This is a genomic window from Pseudoalteromonas sp. JC3 (assembly GCF_030291895.1).
Classification (GTDB): domain Bacteria; phylum Pseudomonadota; class Gammaproteobacteria; order Enterobacterales; family Alteromonadaceae; genus Pseudoalteromonas.
In genome coordinates this window covers 727,515-749,598 of sequence record NZ_CP127856.1, presented here as the reverse complement: position 1 = coordinate 749,598, position 22,084 = coordinate 727,515, and the positions used below count along the sequence as shown (strand labels likewise).

Here is a 22,084-nt window from a genome sequence, read left to right as displayed (position 1 = left end):
AGGCTAATATCTATACCATCGGGTTTCTTGGGCTGCATGCAAGCCGTATAAACAGGTTCAGTTACGTTTTAAGATTTTAAGATTTTAAGAGTCTATGAATACTCGTCGTCTTTTTACACTAACAAATTTTTAATGTTCTGAATGAACGAATCTAAATGCAGCAGAAAGATGGCTATGTCGGTCAGTATTAAATTGTAATGTTACTAATTAACGATTGGGGTTAGAGATGAAACGAGCTTTAATGACACTTGTGATAATAATAACAGGGTGCACAACGACAGGAACGAAAAACTTTCCTTCAAAAGTCTCTGATGCGGTTGCAATGCAAAAATCTGCTTTAAGCAACCCCCTTTTCAAAGAGATACTAAGAGAGCTTGAAAGCAAAAGTGCCATAGAGTGGGATAAACGGACTCCCACTAATATGGAAGAAATTTCAATTCATAGCACTCCCACTGAATGGCTATTATATAAATTTGAAAATGACGGCCCATACAGCGAAGAGGAGATTAGATTCTGGTGGAAATGGAACCCGTGGTCTTCAACAACGGCAAAAACGACGCCTAACACAAACACCACAACCCTCAATAAGTGGCGATTAGACCGAAAAACAATCGCAATTGCAAATACGCTTATTCACGAAAGAAATCATTCCTTTGGATTGATACACCCTAGAGACCAAACCCGTTCCAGCAATAAATGTGACTTCAGTTATATTTCTGGGGACTTAGCCGAGTCTATCCTAGTAAGTATGCACAACCTCGATACCTATCAATTAAGTAAGCCCATGTGTCAAGCTCTATGTACCAGTTTAAAAAACAGAAAGATGCCTCACTCTTGTGACAGTGATGATATCGACTGATTTTCATCTCAGCTTGAAAATAGTTAAAAGTTACGATTTGAGACTACTTTCATTATTGGAGGATAAGTTTTGGACAAGATAGAACGAAGAAAAATTAACTCTGAAGTATGGCACAACTAGGTAACTATGATTGCAGTTCTTTAGGCATTGAAAGAAGTGCACCGAGTTGAATCAAAACAAGTAGCATTAGAGTTTGTAATTGATATTTATCAATTAAGCGTAGCTCAAATGAATAAGTACGGTATTGAAGTCATAATATCAATAAAAAACAACGGAATTAGACCCGTTGACGTAAACCTTTCTGATAACGAAGTCTTTACGTTAAGTCGATTTGGAAATTTAGAATCAGAAAACCTAAGGGAAGTAAAAAATGTTTACACAACGAAACCATACAATAAAATTACTTTTGATGCTTTAAGAGATTTAACCTCTACTTCAGTTGACCCTGAAGTTACCACAAAAATCATATACTTTACTATTGTTGATGATCCAGGTTTATATTTCGATTTTTTATCTCAGAAACACCAAAGGATGTTTTAGATATAGTAACAAAACAGGAATTGGGAGATTTAAATGAGCAGAATTAACATTCTCCGGCCTAGAGTGTACAAAAATACTTTCGTGTTGCTACAGAATAAAGTAATAAGGTCAAAGGAAAGCCTAGTAGACCATGCTTCATCAATTAATTTACAACATCGTACTGCTATCACTAGTAGATTAGCTTCCTAAAGGCAGATACGTTGCTCCAATACCTGCCTTCTATAACTAATGGAGCACGAAAGGAGAGAGCCATGACAACCATTACATTAACCACTGAACAACGCGAAATAGTTAAAGCAGAAATGGATAATAAAATAGAAATGCTATCCGATGAAGAAATTGAAGTGTTGGCTACAAAATTAAACGAAAAGATTAATATACCCTTTATTAAAGAAGGGACCGAGCAAACTATCTTCGTAAAAATTGTAAAGCTGGTTGACCGCTTATTATATCAAAACCTACCTAATGAACTTTATGGTTTGGTTAAAGATACTTCGGATGGTATCTCTGATGAAGATGCAAAGGAATTGGCATCAGTGCTTGGATCACGTATGAATGGCAAATTCGACATACCATATCTTCCAGAGTGGGTCGAACAAAAACTATTTGTGATGTTAATTGAGCTTATTGTGGATGCCATGAGGAAGAATTATAGTATTTTGGTTCAACCAGCTTAGTTTAATTAGATTGATGGCATTGGCGTTCGATTATAACGCAGTACACCCTGACTTTAAAACCTATAATTCATAGTGAGTAAAATACTGCAACGCTCACTATGAATTTTAAACACTTGCCTAAACAGGAAATTTTTATGAAATATATAGAACAGCGGAATATACAAAAACACTTATCTATTCATTATAAACTTCCTATATAAAGCAAAGCTTTTTGCGTACATGTAAAGATATTGATGGGCGCTTCTTTGCAATATTGTTGTAACAAGGAGAAAAATATATGCACCTGTAACCCAACTATTTCTTTCTCCCTGCAAACTCTACCTCAGCCATCTCGATAGCGCCGCGTTTTTGCATGGTAATAAATAAGCGTTTACCTTCCTCGCCGCCAAAAGCCACATTGGTCGGGTACTTGCCTTTCAGTTTAATTTCTTTAATTAGCTTGCCCTGAGGTGAAACTACAGCGACCACACCAGCGCCATAACGGGCGATATAAAGATTGCCTTGGTTGTCCGTGCGCATACCATCTAAGCCAAAATCGGTAAACGAGATAAATAATTGTTTGTTACTAATATTGCCTTGTTCGTCTAACTCATAGCGCCATACTTTACGCTGCACGCTTTCATTCACATAAAGTGTTTTATTGTCAGGGCTAACTTCAATGCCATTGGTGGTGCCCATATCCGCTTCCAATAAGGTTACTGCTCCGTTTGTATTTATACGCCAAAGTTTACCGCTACTGGCTTGCCAATTAGGATCGCTGGCGAAAAGAATTCCGTTGTCCATGATCGCAAGGTCATTAGGTTGATCCATGCGATTATCGTGAGCAAATACCGTCACGAATTGTGACAAATCACCACCTTGTGCAAGTGCCGCCTTGGTGACTTTAAGCACGTTATGATTGACGTAATCGGCTATATACATATTGCCTTGCTTATCAAAGCGAATACCGTTACCAATAGAGCCATTTTTTAATGTCAGCAGAGTTTCGACTTTGCCTTGTGCAGTCACTTTACCAATGGTGCCTTGCTGTTGATGATTAACCGCATACAACACGCCGGCATCATCCACCGCAGGTCCCTCAATACCTTGCGTGAAAACACCATCCGTTATCCAATCTTGTGTATCTACAACCGTGTTGGCAGCTACATAACCACTGCTCTGTAGCAAAAATAAACTGAGTATGACCTTTCTCATGACTTTCCTATTTACAATGAAGGTAAAGCGCTCGAACTGGATAAATTCCTGTTATGACCACTTCATCCGTTAAATTTTGCAGCGCTAACAGCTTGCTATCTAGGTGCGGAGCCTGTAAAGCCCCTTTACAAACCTCAAGCACTTGCTGACTCAATGCAATAAACTGCGTCACCGTTAACGCCGATGAGTGTGCTTCTGTAAGTTTTGGACTTTGCTGTAACAGTGTTAGCGCCTCAAGCCCCGATTGCCAACGTTGCAATATCGCGCCAATGTGCGCTAAGTCAGTGTTATCACCAGCGATATAGCTTGCGACTTGCTCCTCAAGCAGCCTCACCTGACGGCTCTCAACCGCAACATAGTCGACAAATTTATCAAGCGATGCAAACTGGTGATACTCGTCGTTTAAGAATTTAATATGGTGACGCGTGTAATAGTGACTCGGCTCTATAAGCTCTGCAAGATGAGTGAGTAATGCAAGCGTAGCCTTGCGCTTTGGTTCATCCAAGGTTGTGCTGATAAGCCTATTAAAACCCGCTTGTTGCTGCGTTTTATGACCTAAGCCAATGACGTTATGTGCAAAATCGCTAATATGATCCAACCGCGCATACATCTGCTTGCTATCCGTAAGCGTTTTAGCTGACCATAAACGCTCGGCAATCACAAAAAGCCGCGGCCATATTCTGACATCAAGATTATGTTCGGTGACCATTTCGCTCCAAATGGTCGCCTCGCCACCTAAAATACGTACACCATTTTCTTGGCTTAACGGTGTTGAAATCTCGACTGGTTGTGGTTTTTCAAGCGCCTCAAGTGTGAGCGGATAACGGCTATTACCAATCATTGCCGCGCCTTGTTGCTGCGCTGTATTAAACTCAAACTGTAACGGTCCCATCCAACTATCCATGGCTGCGGTAAATTGCTGAGTCTTGCTAGTAATTGGCTTATCTGTTTGTACTAACTGATGGCGATTGTTATTAAGCTTTATAAGCACTTGTTCACCCAACACCACAAGCTCGCCTTTGACTGCGCTGCCTTTTAGGCGTGGGACCGTAAAGCCTATGCTTAATACTTGCGGTTGAGTGAGATCCACTGTCGGTAGCACCGGATATGGGTCGTTACGGTAATGAAATGATGAATACTGCGGCTGATCAATATAAAATCCGGTTGATAAAATGCCTTGATAACCTGCTTCTGCAATTGCATTTAACGAATCATGACCACGCCAAGACTGCACGACAGTATTTTTAGGCAACGCCGGATGAAAAATTTCATCCCACCCCATCATCACACGTTGGTGCTTAGCAATAAGCTTTTGTACGCGAGTATTAAAGTAATTTTGTAGGTCGTGACCGTCTTCCAATGCATGTTTTGCCATTAGCCCCTGTATTTCAGGGCTTTCCAACCAATGCTCAGGTTCTACCTCGTCACCCCCAATATGGAGGTAGCCGTCTGGAAATAAACTCGTCATCTCAGCCAGTAAATCGTCGATAAAGGCGTACATATCAGGACTTGCGATATTGAGCAGAGGCTTAAATACTCCCCAATGGCGTTCCATCTCATAAGGTTGCACTTTAGTCATCAACTCTGGGTAAGCGACGGCAATAGCGCTTGCATGTCCCGGCATTCCAAATTCAGGCACCACGCGGATCCCTAAAAGGCTTGCATACTCAATTACTTCTTTCACTTCTGATTGACGATAATACAATCCGTCTGAGGCCAGTTGAGTCAGCTTAGGAAACACCTTACTTTCCATTCGCCAGCCTTGGTCATCAGTTAAGTGCCAGTGCAAAACGTTTAGCTTTGCCGCGGCCATACCATCGAGTTGACGCTTTATTGTCGCAATTGGCATAAAGTGGCGAACACTATCAATAAGTAGCCCACGCCAAGGGAAACGGGGACTATCGCTGATCGTTGTATAGGGGAGTATGAATTGCCTCGATGTATTACTCTGGGCCAATTGTAATAAGCTAGCAAGACCATGCTGCGCGCCGAAAACGGAGGGTGCGCTAAGCACTATTCCACCCTTTTTAATTTGAAGCAGGTAGTCTTCTGGCATATTCAGCTGAGGAAACTGTAACTCGGTTTCGATATTTTCTACGCGAATGGTTAAGTCCGCTTTGCCACGCTTTACTACCCGTATCGGAATAGGTTTTCCAGTAATGCGTTCAATGTATTGCTGCGTTCTGGTGAGCAGAAATGCCTGCCTCTGCGCACTAAAGCCGTGTATCGCAACTTTGATTTCGTTATCAAACACCAGCGAGCCTTCGGTCGTACTCACTTGTTGCGGCATGGGCATAAGCGACAGTGGCGTTGCTTTTGCAGTTACAATCGGCAACAACACGGTGAATAAAAAAAGACTAAAGTACATTCTCATCATTACACTATTCCTGAGTAACAAGCTTTGGCAGAAAGTCGGCGGATATCAGCGCGCCATGATGCTGGATCACCTCGGCGGCAACTTGGTGTGCAAAGCACGCAGCCATTTGCAAATCACAACCTTTCAGCCAATGCGCTAAAAACCCCGCCGCAAACGCATCGCCCGCACCACAGGTATCTAAGATAAGTTGCGGCGCTACGTTTTGCGCCGCGATATAAATAGGTGAAAAATCGTCAGCTGGCGCGATCACGCATGGCTGAGCGCCTTGGCGAATAACTAAGAGTTGTGAGCTTTGCTTTTGATGCTCTGCGATTATTTCGTCCACATTTGCGGTGCCATACACTGCATATTCGTCCTCGTCGGTTAAAAATGCGATGTCTGCCAGCGCCATTACAGCCTGATAACTCAATTTTGGGTTATCACTATGCCAAAGGGTTTGGCGATAGTTGTTATCAAAAAATATGAGCCCACCTCGGTTTTTAAACGCGGCTAACGCCTCAAATAAGTGCTTTCTTTGTGACTCATCTAGGATGGCAAGGCTTATTCCAGAGAGATAAATTGCATCAATATCCTTGTTGTGAAGCGCCTGAGTTAAGGTCTCATCACGCTTAAAATACTGCCTTACAGGGCTGTGTTCACGAGCAAAGGTAAAGCGTCGCTCTCCTTTCTCATCGAGCGTAATCCAGTACTCGCCAAGCGTGCTATGTGGTTCAAGCGAAATATAGTCTTGTCTGATGTTGGTGTTTGACAACATATCAAGCAAGTTTGTACTGGCCTTGTCCGTACCAATGGCGCTGGCAAAACTGACTGCGATGTGGTTATCGTGGCTTTGTTTGAGTAACTGAGCTAAGTACCAAGCCGTGTTAAAGGTATCACCGCCAAACGAGCTAGTACCATCAGCTCTATGCTCCACCATACATTCACCAAAGCACAGCAACTGTTTTATTGCGCTTTTCATGATGTCACTTCCGTTTTTTCGGGCGATGCGGTAACACTGGGTTTTGTCACCACACTCGTCAATACACCAAACACCAAAGCACTGAGCAGCGCAGGAATAATCGGGTTACCAAAATAAGCCAGCCAATCGTCGTTCATACCAATGAGCAGGGCAGCCACTGAACCTGCCATCAAGGTGACTAAACTGCCTTGCCAAGTATAACCTTGCCAAAAGCGCCCCAATAACCCCATCACACAAAGCCCCGCTAATACAACGGAAATCATTTTGGTGATATAGCTGATAATGTCGCTCGACAACACCGCCATAAATAATGCCAGCGATACGGTAGTCAACATGGCAATACGAGAGACCAAAAGCGGATTGTGTGGCGCAATATTTCCCTTACACCAAGTCAGATAAATATCAGCAACCAACACACTGACTCCAGCAATGGCGTCGGAGCTGGCACTAGAAAGCGTTGCGGAAATACCCGCCAATAAAATAAAGCCGCCAATCAATACCGGCATCGCCGTTAACGCCAAATAGGGGAAAGCAAATGAAGGGTTGTCTAAACTCGAGTTAACTGCATAAGCACCAATACCAATCACCGCAGGAATACATGAAAACCCTAAATAAAGTAATCCCGAGATAATAAACGACATACGAATACTGCTTATGCTTTTGGCGGAGTAGATCCGCTGCCTAAACGATGGTGTTGCCAATACGCCCACCAGCACCGCCAGCGCCATTGAAATAGCAGGCAATAAACCAATATTTTGATATGAAAAGAGCCCAGCTCCCGCTGCAACCGAAGCACTGGTTAGCGTTTGCCAACCACCGACCACCTCGATTACAAAGTAGGTCATCAACAAAAAGCCCGAAAACAAAATAACTGCCTGAATAGCATCCGTCCAGACTACCGCCGAATATCCGCCTAAGGTCACATATACCGCAAGTCCCAGTCCAATAATCAGTTTTGCACTGTTCTCATCTAGCCCAGTGAGCCAGGCTAAATACATGCCCCCGCCAATCAAATGTGCGCCAAGCCAGCCGACACTTGCCGCGTAAATCAATATTGCTAAGAGCTTTTTAACGACTTGATGATTGCCTACATAGCTTGCTAACTCTTCACTCATTGTCGCGAAGCGCTCAGCCCTAACTGGCGCAAACAACCAAGCCAGCAATAAAATACCCAGCGCGCCGCCAATGCCATAAAGCGTGCCCGCCCAACCGTGTAGATAGGCAAAGCCGACCGCCCCCATCGACGAGCCGGTGCCGACCATAGTGGCAACGGTGGTACCTAGCGTCAGCATCAGCGGTACTTTTCGCCCAGCTAATAAATAGTCGCAATTTGACCGTTGCCACCGAGATGCCAGCCAACTCACCATTATCATGGCAGACAAATACAACAGAAAAATAAGCAAATACACTTGCTGACTATCCGTCATGCTTCTCCTCCTGTGAACATTGTTGTTCGTATAACGTCTATTCGCCTTTGTAACAGGTGACATCGACCTCAACTTTACAGTCCACGACTAAGTCGGCCACCATGCAAATTCGCGCAGGAGGATGCGCTGAAAAATACTCTGCAAAAACCTTATTAAAGGACTGAAAATATCTTGCGTCAGTTAATACCACAGAAACATGCGTAACATGCTCAAGGCCATAACCTGCCTCGGCCATAATCGCGATACAGTTTTCTATGGCCAGACGCGACTGCTCAACAATGCCACCCTCAACCACTTCACCATCTCGCATTGGCGTTTGCCCCGAGACCTTTAACCAACCGCCGGCTTCAACCGCTCGTGCAAAGGGTAAGTGTTGTCCACCAGTGCCCGTGCCACCCTCAGCACCTATTCTTCTTATTGTCATGTTAACCTCTTGATGATTTTTGATTTTTATTAGTTTTGACGCGTTAAAAATCGTCCTGCTCGGCCGAAATCGACAATGGTGTCTGCATTCGCGCCCTCAACATAGCTGAGCTTGCCATTCACCCAAACCTTCACAATGCCTGAGGCAAGTTGTTTTGGATTACTGTAACTTGCTTGGTCTAGAACCCGATTGGGGTCGAATAACACCAGATCGGCAAAGTAACCAATTTGAATATTGCCACGTTGCCGCAGCTTAAAGCGCGCTGCTGGCAACGCTGTCATTTTGTAGATAGCCAATGCCAACGGCAGCGATTGTTGTTCTCTACAATAATGTCCAAGCACCCGCGGAAATGTCCCCCACAGTCTCGGATGCGGATGCGGATCGCACGGCAAGCCATCAGACCCCACCATGCTGTGTTCATAACTTAAAAATCGCTGCACATCATCTTCCAGCATACAGTGATACACCGCGCCCGCTGGCTGCAAGCGCTTTGCTGCTTCACGCTGAGACACTTGCCATTGCGTAGCAATGTCTGCCAAGCTTTGCTGTGCAAGTTCTGGATGAGACTCCGACCAAGTAATAAAAATGTCCGTCTCCTCCGTTACTTGGTTAAGATCTAAGGTGCTTGAACTCGCGGCGTAAGGGTAGCAATCGCAGCTCACTAGATGTGTTTGCCTATGCTGTTCAAAATGCGCTAATACCTCAGGTGCCCTGCCCCAATTCTCTCTACCTGCACATTTTATATGTGAAATAACCAGCGGCAGTTTGGCATGCTCTGCCGTTGCAAAGGCCTCGTCCATGGCTCGGATGACTCCTTGAAATTCCGTGCGTAAATGCGTGGTATAAATACCATCAAATGGTGTAACAACCTCGGCCAACGCATTCACTTCAGCTTGACTTGCCCCCTTCGCATTGTAATAAGCAAGGCCTGTACTAAATCCTATCGCCCCTTGCACCATCGCTTGATGCAGCAAGGTTTTCATCTGTTCAAGCTCTTGCGCATTGGCGGCTTGAGATAAATCCGTCATGACCTGCGCTCTGAGCGTTGTATGACCAACTAACATGGCTAAATTGACACTCGGAGCGGCCTTATTAAAGGCATGTTGATAATCCTGTAGTTCACGATAGGCGAATTCTGATCGCTCCCCGAGTAAGTTAATGGGGTCGAGCGGCGCTTGATTTGTACAGTAAGGCACTGCACTAATGCCACAATTACCGGCAATGACAGTGGTGACACCTTGGCTCACTTTGCTCAGCATATGTGGGCCTCGCAACACTTCAAGGTCATCATGGGTATGTACGTCAATAAAACCCGGCGCGAGCACTAAACCCGTGGCATCAATGCATTGCTGCGCTTGCAAATGGTTGCAGTTGCCAAGCGCAACAATTTTGTCTTTGCTAATCGCGACATCCACCACTTGTGCTTCAGAGCCTGGTTCAAAATACACCGTCGCGCCTTGAATGAGGGTATCAACATAAAGAGATGAGCTCAGCATTAATCCCCCAAAGGAAAGCGTTTATCGGCAGGTGGCATATTGCTGTTTTTATCTCGATGCTGATCTAACTGGGTTTTAAGCCGTCGGAGTTTTTCTCTTGAGCGCTTTTGATTACGGATAGCAACTTCGCTCGACAAAATGTCCACCGCTGCCATCATGGCATAGCGTGCAGCGCTGGGCTTAAAGATGTAATCACTTTCTTGAGTTTTGATGACTAAGTGGTGATCGGCAATGTCCGCCAAGTCACTCACTGGGCAAATAGCAATAACCTCAGCGCCATACTCTTTGGCGATAAGCGCCGCCGCTTTCACATCAGGAGAAACACCACTAAGCGAGAGACAAATCACCACATCCCCTTTATTCACCGTTGCCGCAACCATGCGCATCATCATAGGATCGGAGTGAGCATTACTAAGTACATCCAAGCGAAATAAGCGATTTTGACATTCTTGTGCCATCAGGCTGCTACCACCACCAACCCCAAAAATTAAGCAATGACGTGTGGCGCAAATCACTTCACTCGCCTGCTCCACAACCGCTTCATCGATGAGTCCCGCATTGAGCGTGAGGATCTCCTGAATAGAGGTATAAACATGAGAAATCTTTTCTTTTTCAATTGGCTCAGGATTTGTAAAACGCTCACCAATTGCGGCTGATTGTGTCAGCTGAAACTTAAGGTCACGTACATTGGTACAGCCTAAGCTACGCGCTAACCGTGTGATGCTGGCATGACTGACCTGTGCTTTTTCGGCTAACTCACTAATGGATGCGCTTGCGGCAAAGTTAAGCTCAGCCAAAATAAGCCGAGCGACTTTTTCTTCCGCTGGACTAAAGTGCCCCAAACCTTCCTTAATTTTGCTAATAATATCCACAGCTTCGCCTCAATTAAAAATAGGTAAAAATGGTTTGGGTGATCACCCAATCTCGCTCGACAACACCAATTTGTCGCCACTTATCAAAGGTCAGGCAAGGATGAGAAGTCGAAAAGCAGATCATATCGCCAACCTGTACCTCGCACCCAGATGCAATACTTACCATAGCATGTTGATCCATGATTGTTTCGACCTTTACCGCGCCGTCTATTGAGCACAGCTGCTTTGACGGCGGAGAGTAAATCAGCTCTGGTGTGGGCATGCCAGCATCAAATGCGACATCCCTTTTACCCATACCAACTATCGCGACGCCCGGCTCTGGAGTCGAAAGCACGTAAGCCCATATACTTAAGCTCGACACCAAACTTTCCCCCAAACCGCAAGCGAGATTGCTCCGTGATAACACGGCTTGCTGCGCATCCTGATAGATCCCGGTATCGTGAATAAGATAGCAACCGGGACGGATCACAAAACGAAATTGCTGAGCCTGTTCACTTTTGTTTAGTGTCTTTGTCACAACATCGTACCAAGCAGACCCCGCCCCCGTGATAATAGGTAACGCCTTTGAAAACACGTTTTTTTGTCGTAAATCTGCCGCCGTTTTTATTACTGAGTCAACGAATGCGGCAATCCTTTGCTCGGCGTTATGGCCGTGGATCACGCCTTCATAAAACCCAATGCCAGCTACCTCTAAACTAGCATACTGTTGGCATACATTGACTAGCTGCACTATCGTTGCAAGATTGCGCCAACCAGCGCGACCACCTTCAACTCCCACCTCGAGTAAAATGGAAATACACAGCGAATGCTGAGTAAAAAATGTGCCTAAGGCATGGGCATTTGCAATAGAGTCAACAAAACAATAGAGCTCAACGTCAGTATCAGTAAGCATGCTAGCAACTTGCTTCATATGATATTCGCCAACAAGTTGATTCGCTAAGATCACTCGTTTTGCGCCCGCAACTATGGCTACGGAAACTTGTGGTACGGTCGCTACCGTGATGGCCCATGCGCCATGTTCAAGCTGTAGTGTAAATAGCGCTGGAGACATCGTCGTCTTGCCGTGGGGTGCCAATAATACTTGGCTTTCCTTTGCAAAATTCGCCATCCAATTCGCGTTGTGGTTGATGGCGTCTTGCTTTATCACTGCAACTGGCAAACTGACCTGCTCTGCGAGAATATCCCAGCCGCTCTCTTCTAGTTGCAGTGGGTCGCCAGTGCCTTTCGCTAATATTGTCATCGTTTATTCAAATCCTTGAGTTTAAACATTAATTCTCCACGTCAAAATAGCGCATTGACTTACTGCGATTGGTATCAGGCCAAGCTGCACTTGGCCTTTGCTGACGTTAGAAAGTCGCACGGACGCTCAATGCAAAACGTCTATCCGTGGTAAAGTTAAGTGCCTGCGTTTTTGTCCCAGCTTGGTCCATCTGATACTTGGTTTTGGTTTCCGTATCCAATAAATTGCTGGCTTCAAAACCCACTTTCCAATGGTCGTTGATGGTGTAATACAAGCTTGCATCCATCATACCTGACGCCTCTGCATAGGCAGGGACGTACTCTTCAGATTCCCTAAGTGTGAGCAAATACTCAGAGCGCCAAGTGTATGCAAGGCGAAAAGAAATATCCTCGTACTCATACATACCAATGATATTAAAGTTTTGGTCAGAGTAACCTTGTAGCGGCAAACCTCCAAACACTCGGAAGGTATTCCGATTATCGGTTAGCGGGTTTCCATTTTCATCGAAACCAAGCGTGCCTTTAGAGACTTCATTTGGGTCTTCAAGTCCATCTTGATCGATATAGGTAAAGTTAAGTTGCAAACCTAAACCGCTCCATGCACCCGGTAATATGTCGTAGAATTGTGAGTAGGAAAACTCCATCCCACGAATGGTGCCAGAGCCAGTGTTAGCAGGGCCATAAGCAGAGACATCATAATCTTCGCCGCCATAAGACACATCAAGATCAAAGGCGCGGCTACGGATTATATTATCTAGCTTTTTGTGAAATAGTCCTACCGTCACATAACCTGCGGACGCGAAATACCATTCGGTAGTTAAATCAGTATTAATTGCTTCTTCAGGCTCTAAATATGGATTCCCAGAAAGCGCCGTTAGACTGATATCGTCTAGCCCAACAACGGGGTTAGTTGCCTCGTCGTAATCAGCGCCGGGAGTTTGTAGCACGCGAGTGTAATCCAAGTTAAGAATACTGATATTTCTGGCATCAACTAAACTTGGGTAATACAACGCTTTTGATGCACCAAATCGCACCACTACGTCTTCTGATACACCAAAACTCAAATTTAAGCTCGGAAGCAAAGTGCTATAATCTGTGCCATCAACGGTACTGAGTTCGGACTCTCCCCCTGCAATGTCGTAATATCGCTTATATTCTGCCTGCTGCATCACATTATTAAGTGATGTCCCCTCTTCACCACGTTTGATGAGGGCGGGTTGCACCAAAGCGCCCGTAGACTCAAGTTGATAGTTTACGTAGCGCAGGCCAATGTTGCCCACCACTGGAATGTCTTGAAACTCGAAGTCAAAATCACCGCGAATGTAAAATTCAGTACGCTTCTCGTTGGTCGAACTTATATTGTGTGCGGCGAATGGGCCTTCAACGCGATTGGGTTTGTCTGCATAAGGTACATAAGTGCCAGAGCATGTGCCGTTGTTTGCCGCACTGTTGGTGGCATTGTGCCAACCATCACGACAACCTTGACGCAAAGAGTCGGCGTAGTTTTTCACCAGATCCATACTTGGGAACAAGAAGTTATTGACCGGCCCCTGTAACACCTGACCATTGTAATAATCTGAAAAATCAACGCGCTCAAATAATTCTGGACGATTTACCGCCGCCGCGGCATTTCGGTCATCTTGGATCCAAGGGGTGCCAATTGCAGACCAGCCCTCGTAAGCGGTATCTCGTACCGTTAAGTCTTTATCTGACATATAAAAACCGGAACTGACACTCGTGAAATGACCGTCAAGCTCATACTTAAAATCCAGTTTAACGCTGTCTGACTCTGCCGTATTGCGCTCAACCTGCTCCATACCACTGCCCAAAAATAGGTTAGGCACAGGTCCATTCCAATCTTCATTGGGTGACCAACCTGCCGTAAGAATATTGTCACTGAGAAACTCTACTGTCGGCCTTGAGCCACGCATATCTAGGAAATAAGGCGAGACAACGTGGACATGGTTTCCCCGTGTTTGACCCGACATACTGTAGTTTTGCACTTCTTTGTCGGAGTCGATCCGCTGGTAATCAAAATCGACCGTCAATCTATCTATTGGTTTTAACGTTAGTTTAAATGAAGTGTCCTTCACGGTATTTTCGTTGTAATTCCAGCGGCTACGATAAAAGAATGGCGTTTCTGGGCTCACGCCAAGTGCGATGCCGGAAGTCACAAAACCATCATCTGTAGTGAGTGGATGGCCACTTTCCGTACTTTCAGTCCAATTTTGTGAAGACCCCATAAAACCTTTAAAGCCTTGAGCTGCTTGTCCTATTTGGCGCTCGTTCCACTCAAGAGACGCTTCTGATCGAATGTGCTCTAATGTCGCAACTATGGTCTCATCGGCATTTGCCCACTGCAGTGAAGAGGTTAAGCCGGTACGTTCACGGTCATTAGTTGCCGTGCTCATATGGATAGCGACAGGCACATGCCATACACTGCCAGCTGGTTGCCCTGGTAAAGCGGGGCCATCCACAGGCGATGATGGATCAACACCTGTTATGCCACCCCATTGATCCAAGGTAGGAATAAAGGAATCGCCTCGAGAGTGGAAATTGCCAAGGCCAACACCATCTCCTCGAGTCTGATATTCTGATGAGGAAGCCGCAATTAAGAATCCGAACTTACCTGCACTGGTTTCCCAACTGTCGGAAAACAACGCTGAAAACGAAGGCGTCACTTCTTCTCTAAAGTCGCCATAGTTGGCCTTTGCATTGAACGAGATAAGCCGCTCATCAGAGTCGAATGGTTTGCGGGTGATAAGGTTTACCGTGCCAGATATACCGCCTGAAATAAGATCCGCAGTTTGGTTTTTAACCACTTCCACCGCACCTAGCAATTCAGCAGGAAAGTCTTCATAGCTCAAACCGCCTGACGGATTTGCACTAAAAGCGTCTCTGCCATTCACCTCAGAGCGAACCCTGTCCAGGCCACGAACCAACACGCCTGTACCTTCATCAGCATAATGTTTAGGGTCATCGGACGATGCAAATCGCTCAATCGTAACACCCGGCACACGCTGCAGCGCTTCAGTCACCGATTTGTCTGGTAATGCCCCGATATCTGACGCCGTGATCACGTCTTTGACCGTATCAGCGAAGCGCTTGATGTTTTGGGCACTATTGATACTGCCTCGGATCCCACGAACTTCAATGACTTCAACCGCTTCGTTCTCAGTCGCAGATTTGACATCGCTGTCATTTTGACCCACAGTTTCGGCGGCAACCCAAAGTGGAGAAAACCCAAGAAGTACAGATGAAACCACAAGGCTCAGTTTGCTTCGTTTAGGGTTATGTTTACCAATACCGGTGACTAGTTTTGACATTTTTTGTTCCTTTCTTCTTTTTAAAAACCAGTGAAAAAGCCAGCAATGCCATCTCTAGCACCACAGCCCAAAAACCTACCACACAGTGACGTGCTCTAAACGCCCCTAACACATCACATGTTACTTACTAACAAAAACTAAAGATTACACTGTTACTTTTTAACATTACAGACTAAAAAGCAAACACTTTTTATGAAAACATTGACGAAATATGCTATTGCATTGAAATAAAAAGCAATAAAATAGATTTTTCTTTGGAGGAAAGTAACGAGCTTGGGGATCACTCAGAGCGACTTCAAAGTAAATCAGCATCCCCTTTGAGACAAATAACTATGAATCTATTTAACCTGAGGTTTGGAAAAGGAATGAGTTAACTCATTGCTGTTAACGCACAACTTAATTTACCTCTTTGTCTAGCCAGAGAGTTTTAGAGATAACACCGCCTCTGCGCCCTGCTCTCGCTAAGGTACCTACTTCCTGTAGACAAGGCGAATTTACGCAGTTAGCGCTAAAACTGGCTACTAGGAAGGCATTAATTATCCGAAGCTCAGGTTATTTATTGAGATGATCTGTCGGCAAAACATGTTTTGCCAAATTAGCACCAATAATTGTAGTATTATTCTTAGATTTAGGATCCCAGTAAAAACGCCAAACGGTGTTACTTTTGGGGAAGAGCAATCTGCTTAGCGATATACACTCAAGAGGACATTATGAGTAAATTTTTAAATTCTGTAGCTTTGTTACCGATGCTTGGTTTCATCGTAACAATGATTTACACCATTGTTGTGAAAGAGGAAGCCTTTTCAAATTATCATTGGTTTATAGTAGCGCTAATATCACTGTCAGCCTCTTCTGAGCGATTAAAACATGCTAATACAGTAGCTGTAACCATCTTTGTGTCGAGTATTCTTTCCAATATACTTCTACTAATAGCATCCAGTGTTGATTTAAAAATCACCTCATTTACTTTCATATTGTTTTTGGGTTATTTAAGTATTGGGTTTTTAATTTTGATGGCAAACCTTGCTTTTATTAGATACAAGAAAAACGAAACCATCCTCAACAATTAGGCTAAGTTCAATTAAACCCTTACCAATTGACCGACCCCCTCAATGATTTGGTTTGGCCCCGTTTGGTCTTTTGATTCAGGCGTTTCTTTTGCGAGCTTTTTGTTGGCTTGGTGGCTCTGCGTGTTTTTTCAACTTTGGTGGCCGCGAGGATCAGTGTTTTTAGCCGCTCCAAGGCATCTTCTTTGTTTTGCTCTTGGGTGCGAAAGCTCTGTGCTTTCCCAGAATCAAAAAGGTTATCAAAAATTTAAATTAATAAATAAAAACAATTTTTTAATTTAAATTAAAATCTTTATAAATATTGACATTCATCAATCCAATACTATTTTTATAAGGTGACTGACTTTTAGAGGCTATTAATAAAAAATGCAGGTTAAGCAACTTGATTTCTTTCTCAGGGCGGGATCGCACTGTTAGCTAATTTATGATCAAATAGTGCCAATCCCATTGCTAAGCGCAACCAATGAACCTGATTGAACACCTTACAGTTGTAGAAGAAACTCGCTCTGATATTAACAAAAAGCACGACTTAGTTGATGTCATTTTCCTTGTTATTAGTGCCATCATGGCAGGTGCTGAAGGTTGGCAAGATATCCAGCTCTATGGCGAGTCGAAGGAGGATTGGTTGCGGCGATAAAAAGACGGCGTAACAACTTGTTACTGCATACGATACAGAGTCAGGGTTAGTACTGTCACAACAGTCCACTGAAACCAAGCAAGGCGAGATAAGTGTTGTGCGGCAATTGCTTGAAGTGCTTGATATTAAGGGCAGTGTTATCACAGTGGATGCGCTACATTGTCAACGGCAAACACTTGAAATGACCGCTGCGAAAAAAGCCGATGTTGTGGTGCAGGTTAAAAAGAATCAGCCCAAGCTATATCAGGCTGTAACCGATCAATTTCAACGCGTATTCGATGCTGGTAAAGAGCATGTCGTAACCGAGGTAAAGCAGCAAGCACATGGTCGCACAGAGACGCGGATAGTGTATCAACTCAAGCCAAAATTAGACGAAGCGTTAGCGGTGAGTTGGCCGACAATTCGCAGCATCATTGCGGTAGAACAACGCAGAACCAGCGGCGGTAAAACCAGTATTGATACCAGCTACTACGTCAGCTCAATGTCACCAAAAAATAAGGAGCTAGGCCACTACATCCGTCAACACTGGCGTATAGAGAACTATCAGCACTATGTATTAGATGTTGTTTTTAAAGAGGATTCATCAAGAATTTGTCTCGATGGTGCGGTGGAAAATATGGCCCTATTCAGGCGTTTTGTAATGAATATGCTCAAGCAGTGTGAATGCGGCTTACCGAGTCAACGTAGCAAATTGAAAACTGCTGGCTGGAACGACAAATTTAGGGCACAGGTGTTCTTTGGCTTATAAGTAATCAAAGTATGCTCCGCCCCTGGGTTGGTGGTTAGGGATATCAGCATGGAACTTTAGGGGACTATTAGCTATTTTTAATGCATCGTTTTATATCTCCATTGGAATTTTTCTTGTAAAAGAAAAGCACCGCCTTGTAACAAGTATGCTTATATCTACTCTGTTAATCTTTGCGTTATACACATTGTTTTGGCTTAGTCTCTATCCTATATTAGCTATTTTTCCATGGTGGAAGACAATTGCAATTTACGGAGATATTTTGTTGTGTCTTTCTATGTATGTAAGTTTTTATTTTTCCTCTGTAAATAATATAAGAAAGCTTCGTTAATTAGATGCCTTCTTTTCTATAGTGATTTTATATTTTCGCATTTTTGAGCGTAGTGTATTCGGATTAATATTAAGTATCTTAGCTGCTCCGAAATAACCATCAACTCGACCTTGGGATTGTTTTAAGGCTTCTTTTATCACCTTTATGATTGTTTCATCAAGCGAAAGTTGACTGGCATCATTTTCGATAGAAAGTATAGGTTCGAGGGCTGTCGTTTGCTTATTAGTTTTGATGTTGCCTAATGCTGTTACTAACTCGAGACGATTACCTTCACCGAGAATTACGGCTCGCTCAATCACTACTTGCATCTCTCTAATGTTTCCCGGCCATGAATATTCACACAATTGTTGAAGCTGTGACTCAGTAATATAGGGAATTGGCAATCCAAGTTTTTTAGAGGCTCGCTTGATAAAGTGCGTTGCTAACTCAGGAATATCTGAAACTCTCTCCCTTAGAGGCGGTATAAAAATAGGAAAGACATGCAAGCGGTACCATAAATCTTCTCGGAACAGCCCTTTATGCACATGTTGTTGTAAATCTCTGTGGGTTGCAGCAATAATCCTAACATCAACCCATGTTTCGCTTTCCGCTCCTACCCGAGTCAATGTGCCCTCTTGAAGAACGCGTAAAAGTCTTACTTGAGCAAATAGCGGAAGTTCTCCAACCTCATCTAAGAATAATGTTCCTCGATTCGCTCTTTCAAACCAGCCTTTCTTATTTTCTAAGGCACCTGTAAAACTACCTTTTTCATGGCCAAAAAGCTCTGAGTCAACTAACTCAGGCGGAATAGCACCACAGTTAACACGAATAAACGGTTGATCTTTTCTTGATGATTGTTGATGTATTGCTCTGGCTATCACTTCTTTTCCAGAACCAGTTTCACCTAAAATTAATACTGTAGAATCTGACGGCGCGACTAAATTGACTTTATGCATTGTTTCGGCCAGTCCATTAGATATCCCCACGATATGGTCTTTGACTGAGTCACGGCCAGTGCGCTGTAAGAATGATAATTTATCTGATTCCGAAATATTTTTAAGTTGATTCAAATCATCCAGTCTTAATTCATTTTCCGCCGCCGCAAGGAAAATGGATAAAATCTCCGATAAGTTATTGTGTACTTCAAGTGTGAGTGATGAATTACATCTCAAGGTAAGCAAAATCGTTTTGCCACTCTCAGTCATCATTGTGCAAACTAAGATTTGCATTTCCATCTCAGCTGCTGGAAGAATATGCAACTTCTTATCAGAAATTAGCCATCCCTCTACGTTGTCTATTAGATATTTATCTATATTTTCATTGGATCCAGCACTCCCTAAAAAGCGAAGCTTCATTGGATTTTCTTCTATGTATAACAATTTCAACCCGGCAATGGGGATCTCTTGCTGTATTTGTCTAAACAATTCTGGCATGACTTGCGAAAGTTTAGGTTGTTTCGCAACTAGTTTCCAAAGCATGAGTAGGGAGTTTTGTGAAAGTAACATAGCAATATTCAAATTGAAATTATGGTTTTATATTACACGTTTTCGTTAAATATAACGAATTTATGGTTATATATAAACCAATAAAAACAAACATTTTGTTATAAGCTTTAATATCAATAAGTTAGATGTTGGTCAGTTCTATGCAATGTTTTAAATGAAATCAATTAAACAAGTATAGGAATAACAATGACAAAACCTTTAGTAGTTATCGTTTCGTTGTTGCTGATCATTAATTCAGCATCAGCGAACAGTGCGCCCGCAAGCCAATCCGATCAAATTAAAGAAATACAAGAACAACTGGCTGAATTAAAGAGCAAATCAGTAAGTGATTGGAGCAAAAAAATTAAAGTTGGGGCATTAATCCAAGCTGATGGTCGCTTTATTTTTGATGACGATGTAGATGAGAGCTCATTTTTAATTAGACGAGCTCGAATTGATGCTAAAGGCCAGCTAACTGACAGTATTAGTTTCAGAATATTACCTGAATTTGGGGATGGTAATAATGGAAGTTTATTAGATGCCTACATTGATTGGAGGGCTGGAGAAAACAGCTTTTGGAGAATTGGTAAATTTAAATCGCCTATTGGCCTAGAAAGAGTGCAATCAGGATCTCGGTTGTTATTTATTGAACGCGGTTTGACAGATAATTTGGTACCAAATCGTGATGTTGGTGTGACATGGAATTATCAAACAAATCATAGCGAATATAGTATCGGTGTTAGTAACAATGCTGGTGACAGGCAGGATACCAGTAATGACTCTGATAGTGGCAAAGCGGTTACTATTCGCGCTCATTGGCAACCAGAATCATTTAGAGGATTAGGGGTTGGTGTTGCGGCTAGTTTAAGTGAAACATCAGATAATACTGATTTATCAACCTATAAAACTTCGAGCCGACGTACTATTTTCCGCTATAAGGACAATAGCTTTAGGGATGGACACGAAAGACGATTTGCACCTCACCTGACTTATTTTAATGGTCGTTTTGGTAGCTTTGCTGAGTACATCCTTTCAAATTCAGAACTGAATAATGATCTTGGGCAACAGCAGTCTATTCATAACCGAAGTTGGCAATGGGTTACAAGTTGGTCATTAACAGGTGAAAAAAATAGCTGGAAAGGCATTAAACCCACCTCTTCTTATGGAGCATGGGAGGTTATAGGTCGCCTTAGCTCTCTTGATATAGATGATGATGTATTTACATATCATGCTGACCTTTCTCGTTCTATACAACAAGCAGACTCTGCGGCAATCGGCTTAAGCTGGTATGCACACAATAACTTGAAGCTACTTTTCAATTATGAGCATACCCGCTTTAGGGGAGGCGCTAGTGGCGGTGATCGAGATACCGAAAAACTGCTATCAGCACGGCTGCAACTTAATTATTAAACTACAAACAATAAAGGGATAAAATTATGAATTTAAAGTCATTTCTAAAACTATCAGGGTTGATCAGCCTACTGTTTATTAGCCAAGTTCAAGCAGAAACAAAGACATTGCTGAATGTCTCTTATGATCCAACACGTGAATTTTATAAAGAGTTTAACCAAGCTTTCATAGCAGACTATAAACAAAAAACAGGCATAGATGTTGCCATTAGGCAATCCCATGGCGGTGCTGGAAAACAAGCTAGGGCTGTGATCGATGGCCTACAAGCAGATGTCCTTACATTAGCTCTGTCTTATGACATCGATGCCATATCGGAAAAAACAGGGCTTTTTAATATTGATTGGCAACAAGAGCTACCGAATGATAGTGCACCCTATACTTCCAGTATTGTATTTCTTGTTCGTAAAGGGAATCCAAAGAATATTAAGGACTGGCCTGATCTAATAAAGTCTTCAGTATCCGTTATAACACCTAACCCTAAAACTTCAGGCGGCGCACGATGGAACTTTTTAGCCGCGTGGGCGTTTGCAAAGAAACACTTCGGTGATGATGAGTCGGCGAGAAACTTTGTCAGTAAGCTTTATAAGAACGTTCCCGTTCTTGATTCTGGTGCGCGAGGCTCCACAAATACATTTGTGCGTAATGGTATTGGGGACGTACTTTTGGCTTGGGAAAATGAAGCATTACTTGCAACGCATAATCTAAAAGATGCGAGCGAGTTTGAGATTGTCGTGCCATCAATTAGTATCTTAGCTCAACCTCCCGTAACTGTTGTTGATAAACATGCTAAAAACCATGGTGTCGCAAATGAAGCCAAAGCTTATCTCGATTTTCTTTATAGTCCTATTGCTCAACGATTAGCTGCTAAGCACTTCTATCGTCCAGTGAAGCCTGAATATGCTGATCCGGCTGACTTAGCGTTATTTCCTAATGTGTCTCTCATAAATGTAAATGATGCATTCGGTGGATGGCAAAAAGCACAGCAAACATATTTCAGTGATGGCGGCGTTTTTGATCAGATTTATAAGCGTGTTAAATAATG

16 protein-coding genes and 2 pseudogenes are annotated in these 22,084 nt (G+C 43.3%); 7 read left to right on the top strand and 11 right to left on the bottom strand.

The window, feature by feature from the left end; genetic code table 11:
* Positions 1–226: 226 nt before the first annotated feature.
* The 3 genes from QSH61_RS21965 (at position 227) to QSH61_RS21955 (ending at position 2,076) form a co-directional block, all read left to right on the top strand.
* Positions 227–859: a hypothetical protein gene (locus QSH61_RS21965; RefSeq protein ID WP_174169668.1), complete on the top strand. Its 633-nt coding sequence runs from the start codon at positions 227–229 to the stop codon at positions 857–859.
* 147 nt (positions 860–1,006) lie between these two features.
* Positions 1,007–1,399 carry a hypothetical protein gene (locus QSH61_RS21960; protein WP_174169669.1) on the top strand — a complete coding sequence of 131 codons (393 nt, stop codon included), beginning with the start codon at positions 1,007–1,009 and terminating at the stop codon, positions 1,397–1,399.
* A 251-nt stretch (positions 1,400–1,650) separates the two neighbouring features.
* A complete protein-coding gene (locus QSH61_RS21955) occupies positions 1,651–2,076 on the top strand; it encodes a hypothetical protein (RefSeq protein ID WP_174169670.1) in 426 nt (141 codons plus the stop codon).
* 294 nt (positions 2,077–2,370) lie between these two features.
* Here QSH61_RS21955 and QSH61_RS21950 read toward each other — a convergent pair whose 3' ends face one another.
* From QSH61_RS21950 to QSH61_RS21910, 9 genes are all read right to left on the bottom strand, one after another.
* Positions 2,371–3,270, bottom strand: a complete 900-nt coding sequence (locus QSH61_RS21950; RefSeq protein ID WP_206471739.1) for an SMP-30/gluconolactonase/LRE family protein — start codon at positions 3,268–3,270, stop codon at positions 2,371–2,373.
* 7 nt (positions 3,271–3,277) lie between these two features.
* Positions 3,278–5,647: a family 20 glycosylhydrolase gene (locus QSH61_RS21945; RefSeq protein WP_248298672.1), complete on the bottom strand. Its 2,370-nt coding sequence runs from the start codon at positions 5,645–5,647 to the stop codon at positions 3,278–3,280.
* 4 nt (positions 5,648–5,651) lie between these two features.
* The gene (locus QSH61_RS21940; RefSeq protein WP_206471738.1) at positions 5,652–6,605 is read right to left on the bottom strand and encodes a sugar kinase; all 954 of its coding nucleotides are present in this window, start codon (positions 6,603–6,605) and stop codon (positions 5,652–5,654) included.
* Complete coding sequence (locus QSH61_RS21935) at positions 6,602–8,032, bottom strand: sodium:solute symporter family protein (RefSeq protein ID WP_206471737.1); 1,431 nt, start codon at positions 8,030–8,032, stop codon at positions 6,602–6,604. Before QSH61_RS21935 ends, QSH61_RS21940 begins: the two co-directional genes overlap by 4 nt.
* Positions 8,033–8,069: 37 nt before the next feature.
* Positions 8,070–8,456 (bottom strand): RidA family protein, encoded by a 387-nt coding sequence (locus tag QSH61_RS21930; RefSeq protein WP_206471736.1) that lies wholly within the window; start codon positions 8,454–8,456, stop codon positions 8,070–8,072.
* Between the two features lie 29 nt (positions 8,457–8,485).
* The gene (locus tag QSH61_RS21925) at positions 8,486–9,952 is read right to left on the bottom strand and encodes an N-acyl-D-amino-acid deacylase family protein (RefSeq protein ID WP_206471735.1); all 1,467 of its coding nucleotides are present in this window, start codon (positions 9,950–9,952) and stop codon (positions 8,486–8,488) included.
* Entirely contained in the window at positions 9,952–10,824 is an 873-nt protein-coding gene (locus QSH61_RS21920) for a MurR/RpiR family transcriptional regulator (protein ID WP_206471734.1), read from the bottom strand. The genes QSH61_RS21925 and QSH61_RS21920 overlap by 1 nt, the downstream gene beginning before the upstream one ends.
* Positions 10,825–10,837: 13 nt before the next feature.
* Positions 10,838–12,064, bottom strand: a complete 1,227-nt coding sequence (locus QSH61_RS21915) for an amino acid deaminase (RefSeq protein WP_206471733.1) — start codon at positions 12,062–12,064, stop codon at positions 10,838–10,840.
* Positions 12,065–12,170: 106 nt separating this feature from the next.
* Positions 12,171–15,389 (bottom strand): TonB-dependent receptor, encoded by a 3,219-nt coding sequence (locus tag QSH61_RS21910; RefSeq protein WP_206471732.1) that lies wholly within the window; start codon positions 15,387–15,389, stop codon positions 12,171–12,173.
* Positions 15,390–16,099: 710 nt separating this feature from the next.
* Here QSH61_RS21910 and QSH61_RS21905 point away from each other — a divergent pair.
* Positions 16,100–16,459: a hypothetical protein gene (locus tag QSH61_RS21905; RefSeq protein WP_174169676.1), complete on the top strand. Its 360-nt coding sequence runs from the start codon at positions 16,100–16,102 to the stop codon at positions 16,457–16,459.
* Between the two features lie 19 nt (positions 16,460–16,478).
* Here QSH61_RS21905 and QSH61_RS21900 read toward each other — a convergent pair.
* Positions 16,479–16,676, bottom strand: a pseudogene (locus QSH61_RS21900) (alternative ribosome rescue aminoacyl-tRNA hydrolase ArfB); the annotation flags it as partial.
* A 243-nt stretch (positions 16,677–16,919) separates the two neighbouring features.
* On the opposite strand from QSH61_RS21900, the pseudogene QSH61_RS21895 reads away from it, so the two are divergent.
* Positions 16,920–17,841: pseudogene (locus tag QSH61_RS21895) on the top strand (ISAs1 family transposase).
* Between the two features lie 324 nt (positions 17,842–18,165).
* On the opposite strand, the gene QSH61_RS21890 reads toward QSH61_RS21895, so the two are convergent.
* Positions 18,166–19,653, bottom strand: a complete 1,488-nt coding sequence (locus QSH61_RS21890) for a sigma-54 interaction domain-containing protein (protein ID WP_010603928.1) — start codon at positions 19,651–19,653, stop codon at positions 18,166–18,168.
* 186 nt (positions 19,654–19,839) lie between these two features.
* Here QSH61_RS21890 and QSH61_RS21885 point away from each other — a divergent pair, with 186 nt between their 5' ends.
* Together QSH61_RS21885 and QSH61_RS21880 are read left to right on the top strand one after the other, a co-directional pair.
* Complete coding sequence (locus QSH61_RS21885) at positions 19,840–21,042, top strand: OprO/OprP family phosphate-selective porin (RefSeq protein WP_010603929.1); 1,203 nt, start codon at positions 19,840–19,842, stop codon at positions 21,040–21,042.
* 26 nt (positions 21,043–21,068) lie between these two features.
* Entirely contained in the window at positions 21,069–22,082 is a 1,014-nt protein-coding gene (locus QSH61_RS21880; RefSeq protein ID WP_206471731.1) for a sulfate ABC transporter substrate-binding protein, read from the top strand.
* Positions 22,083–22,084: the final 2 nt, after the last annotated feature.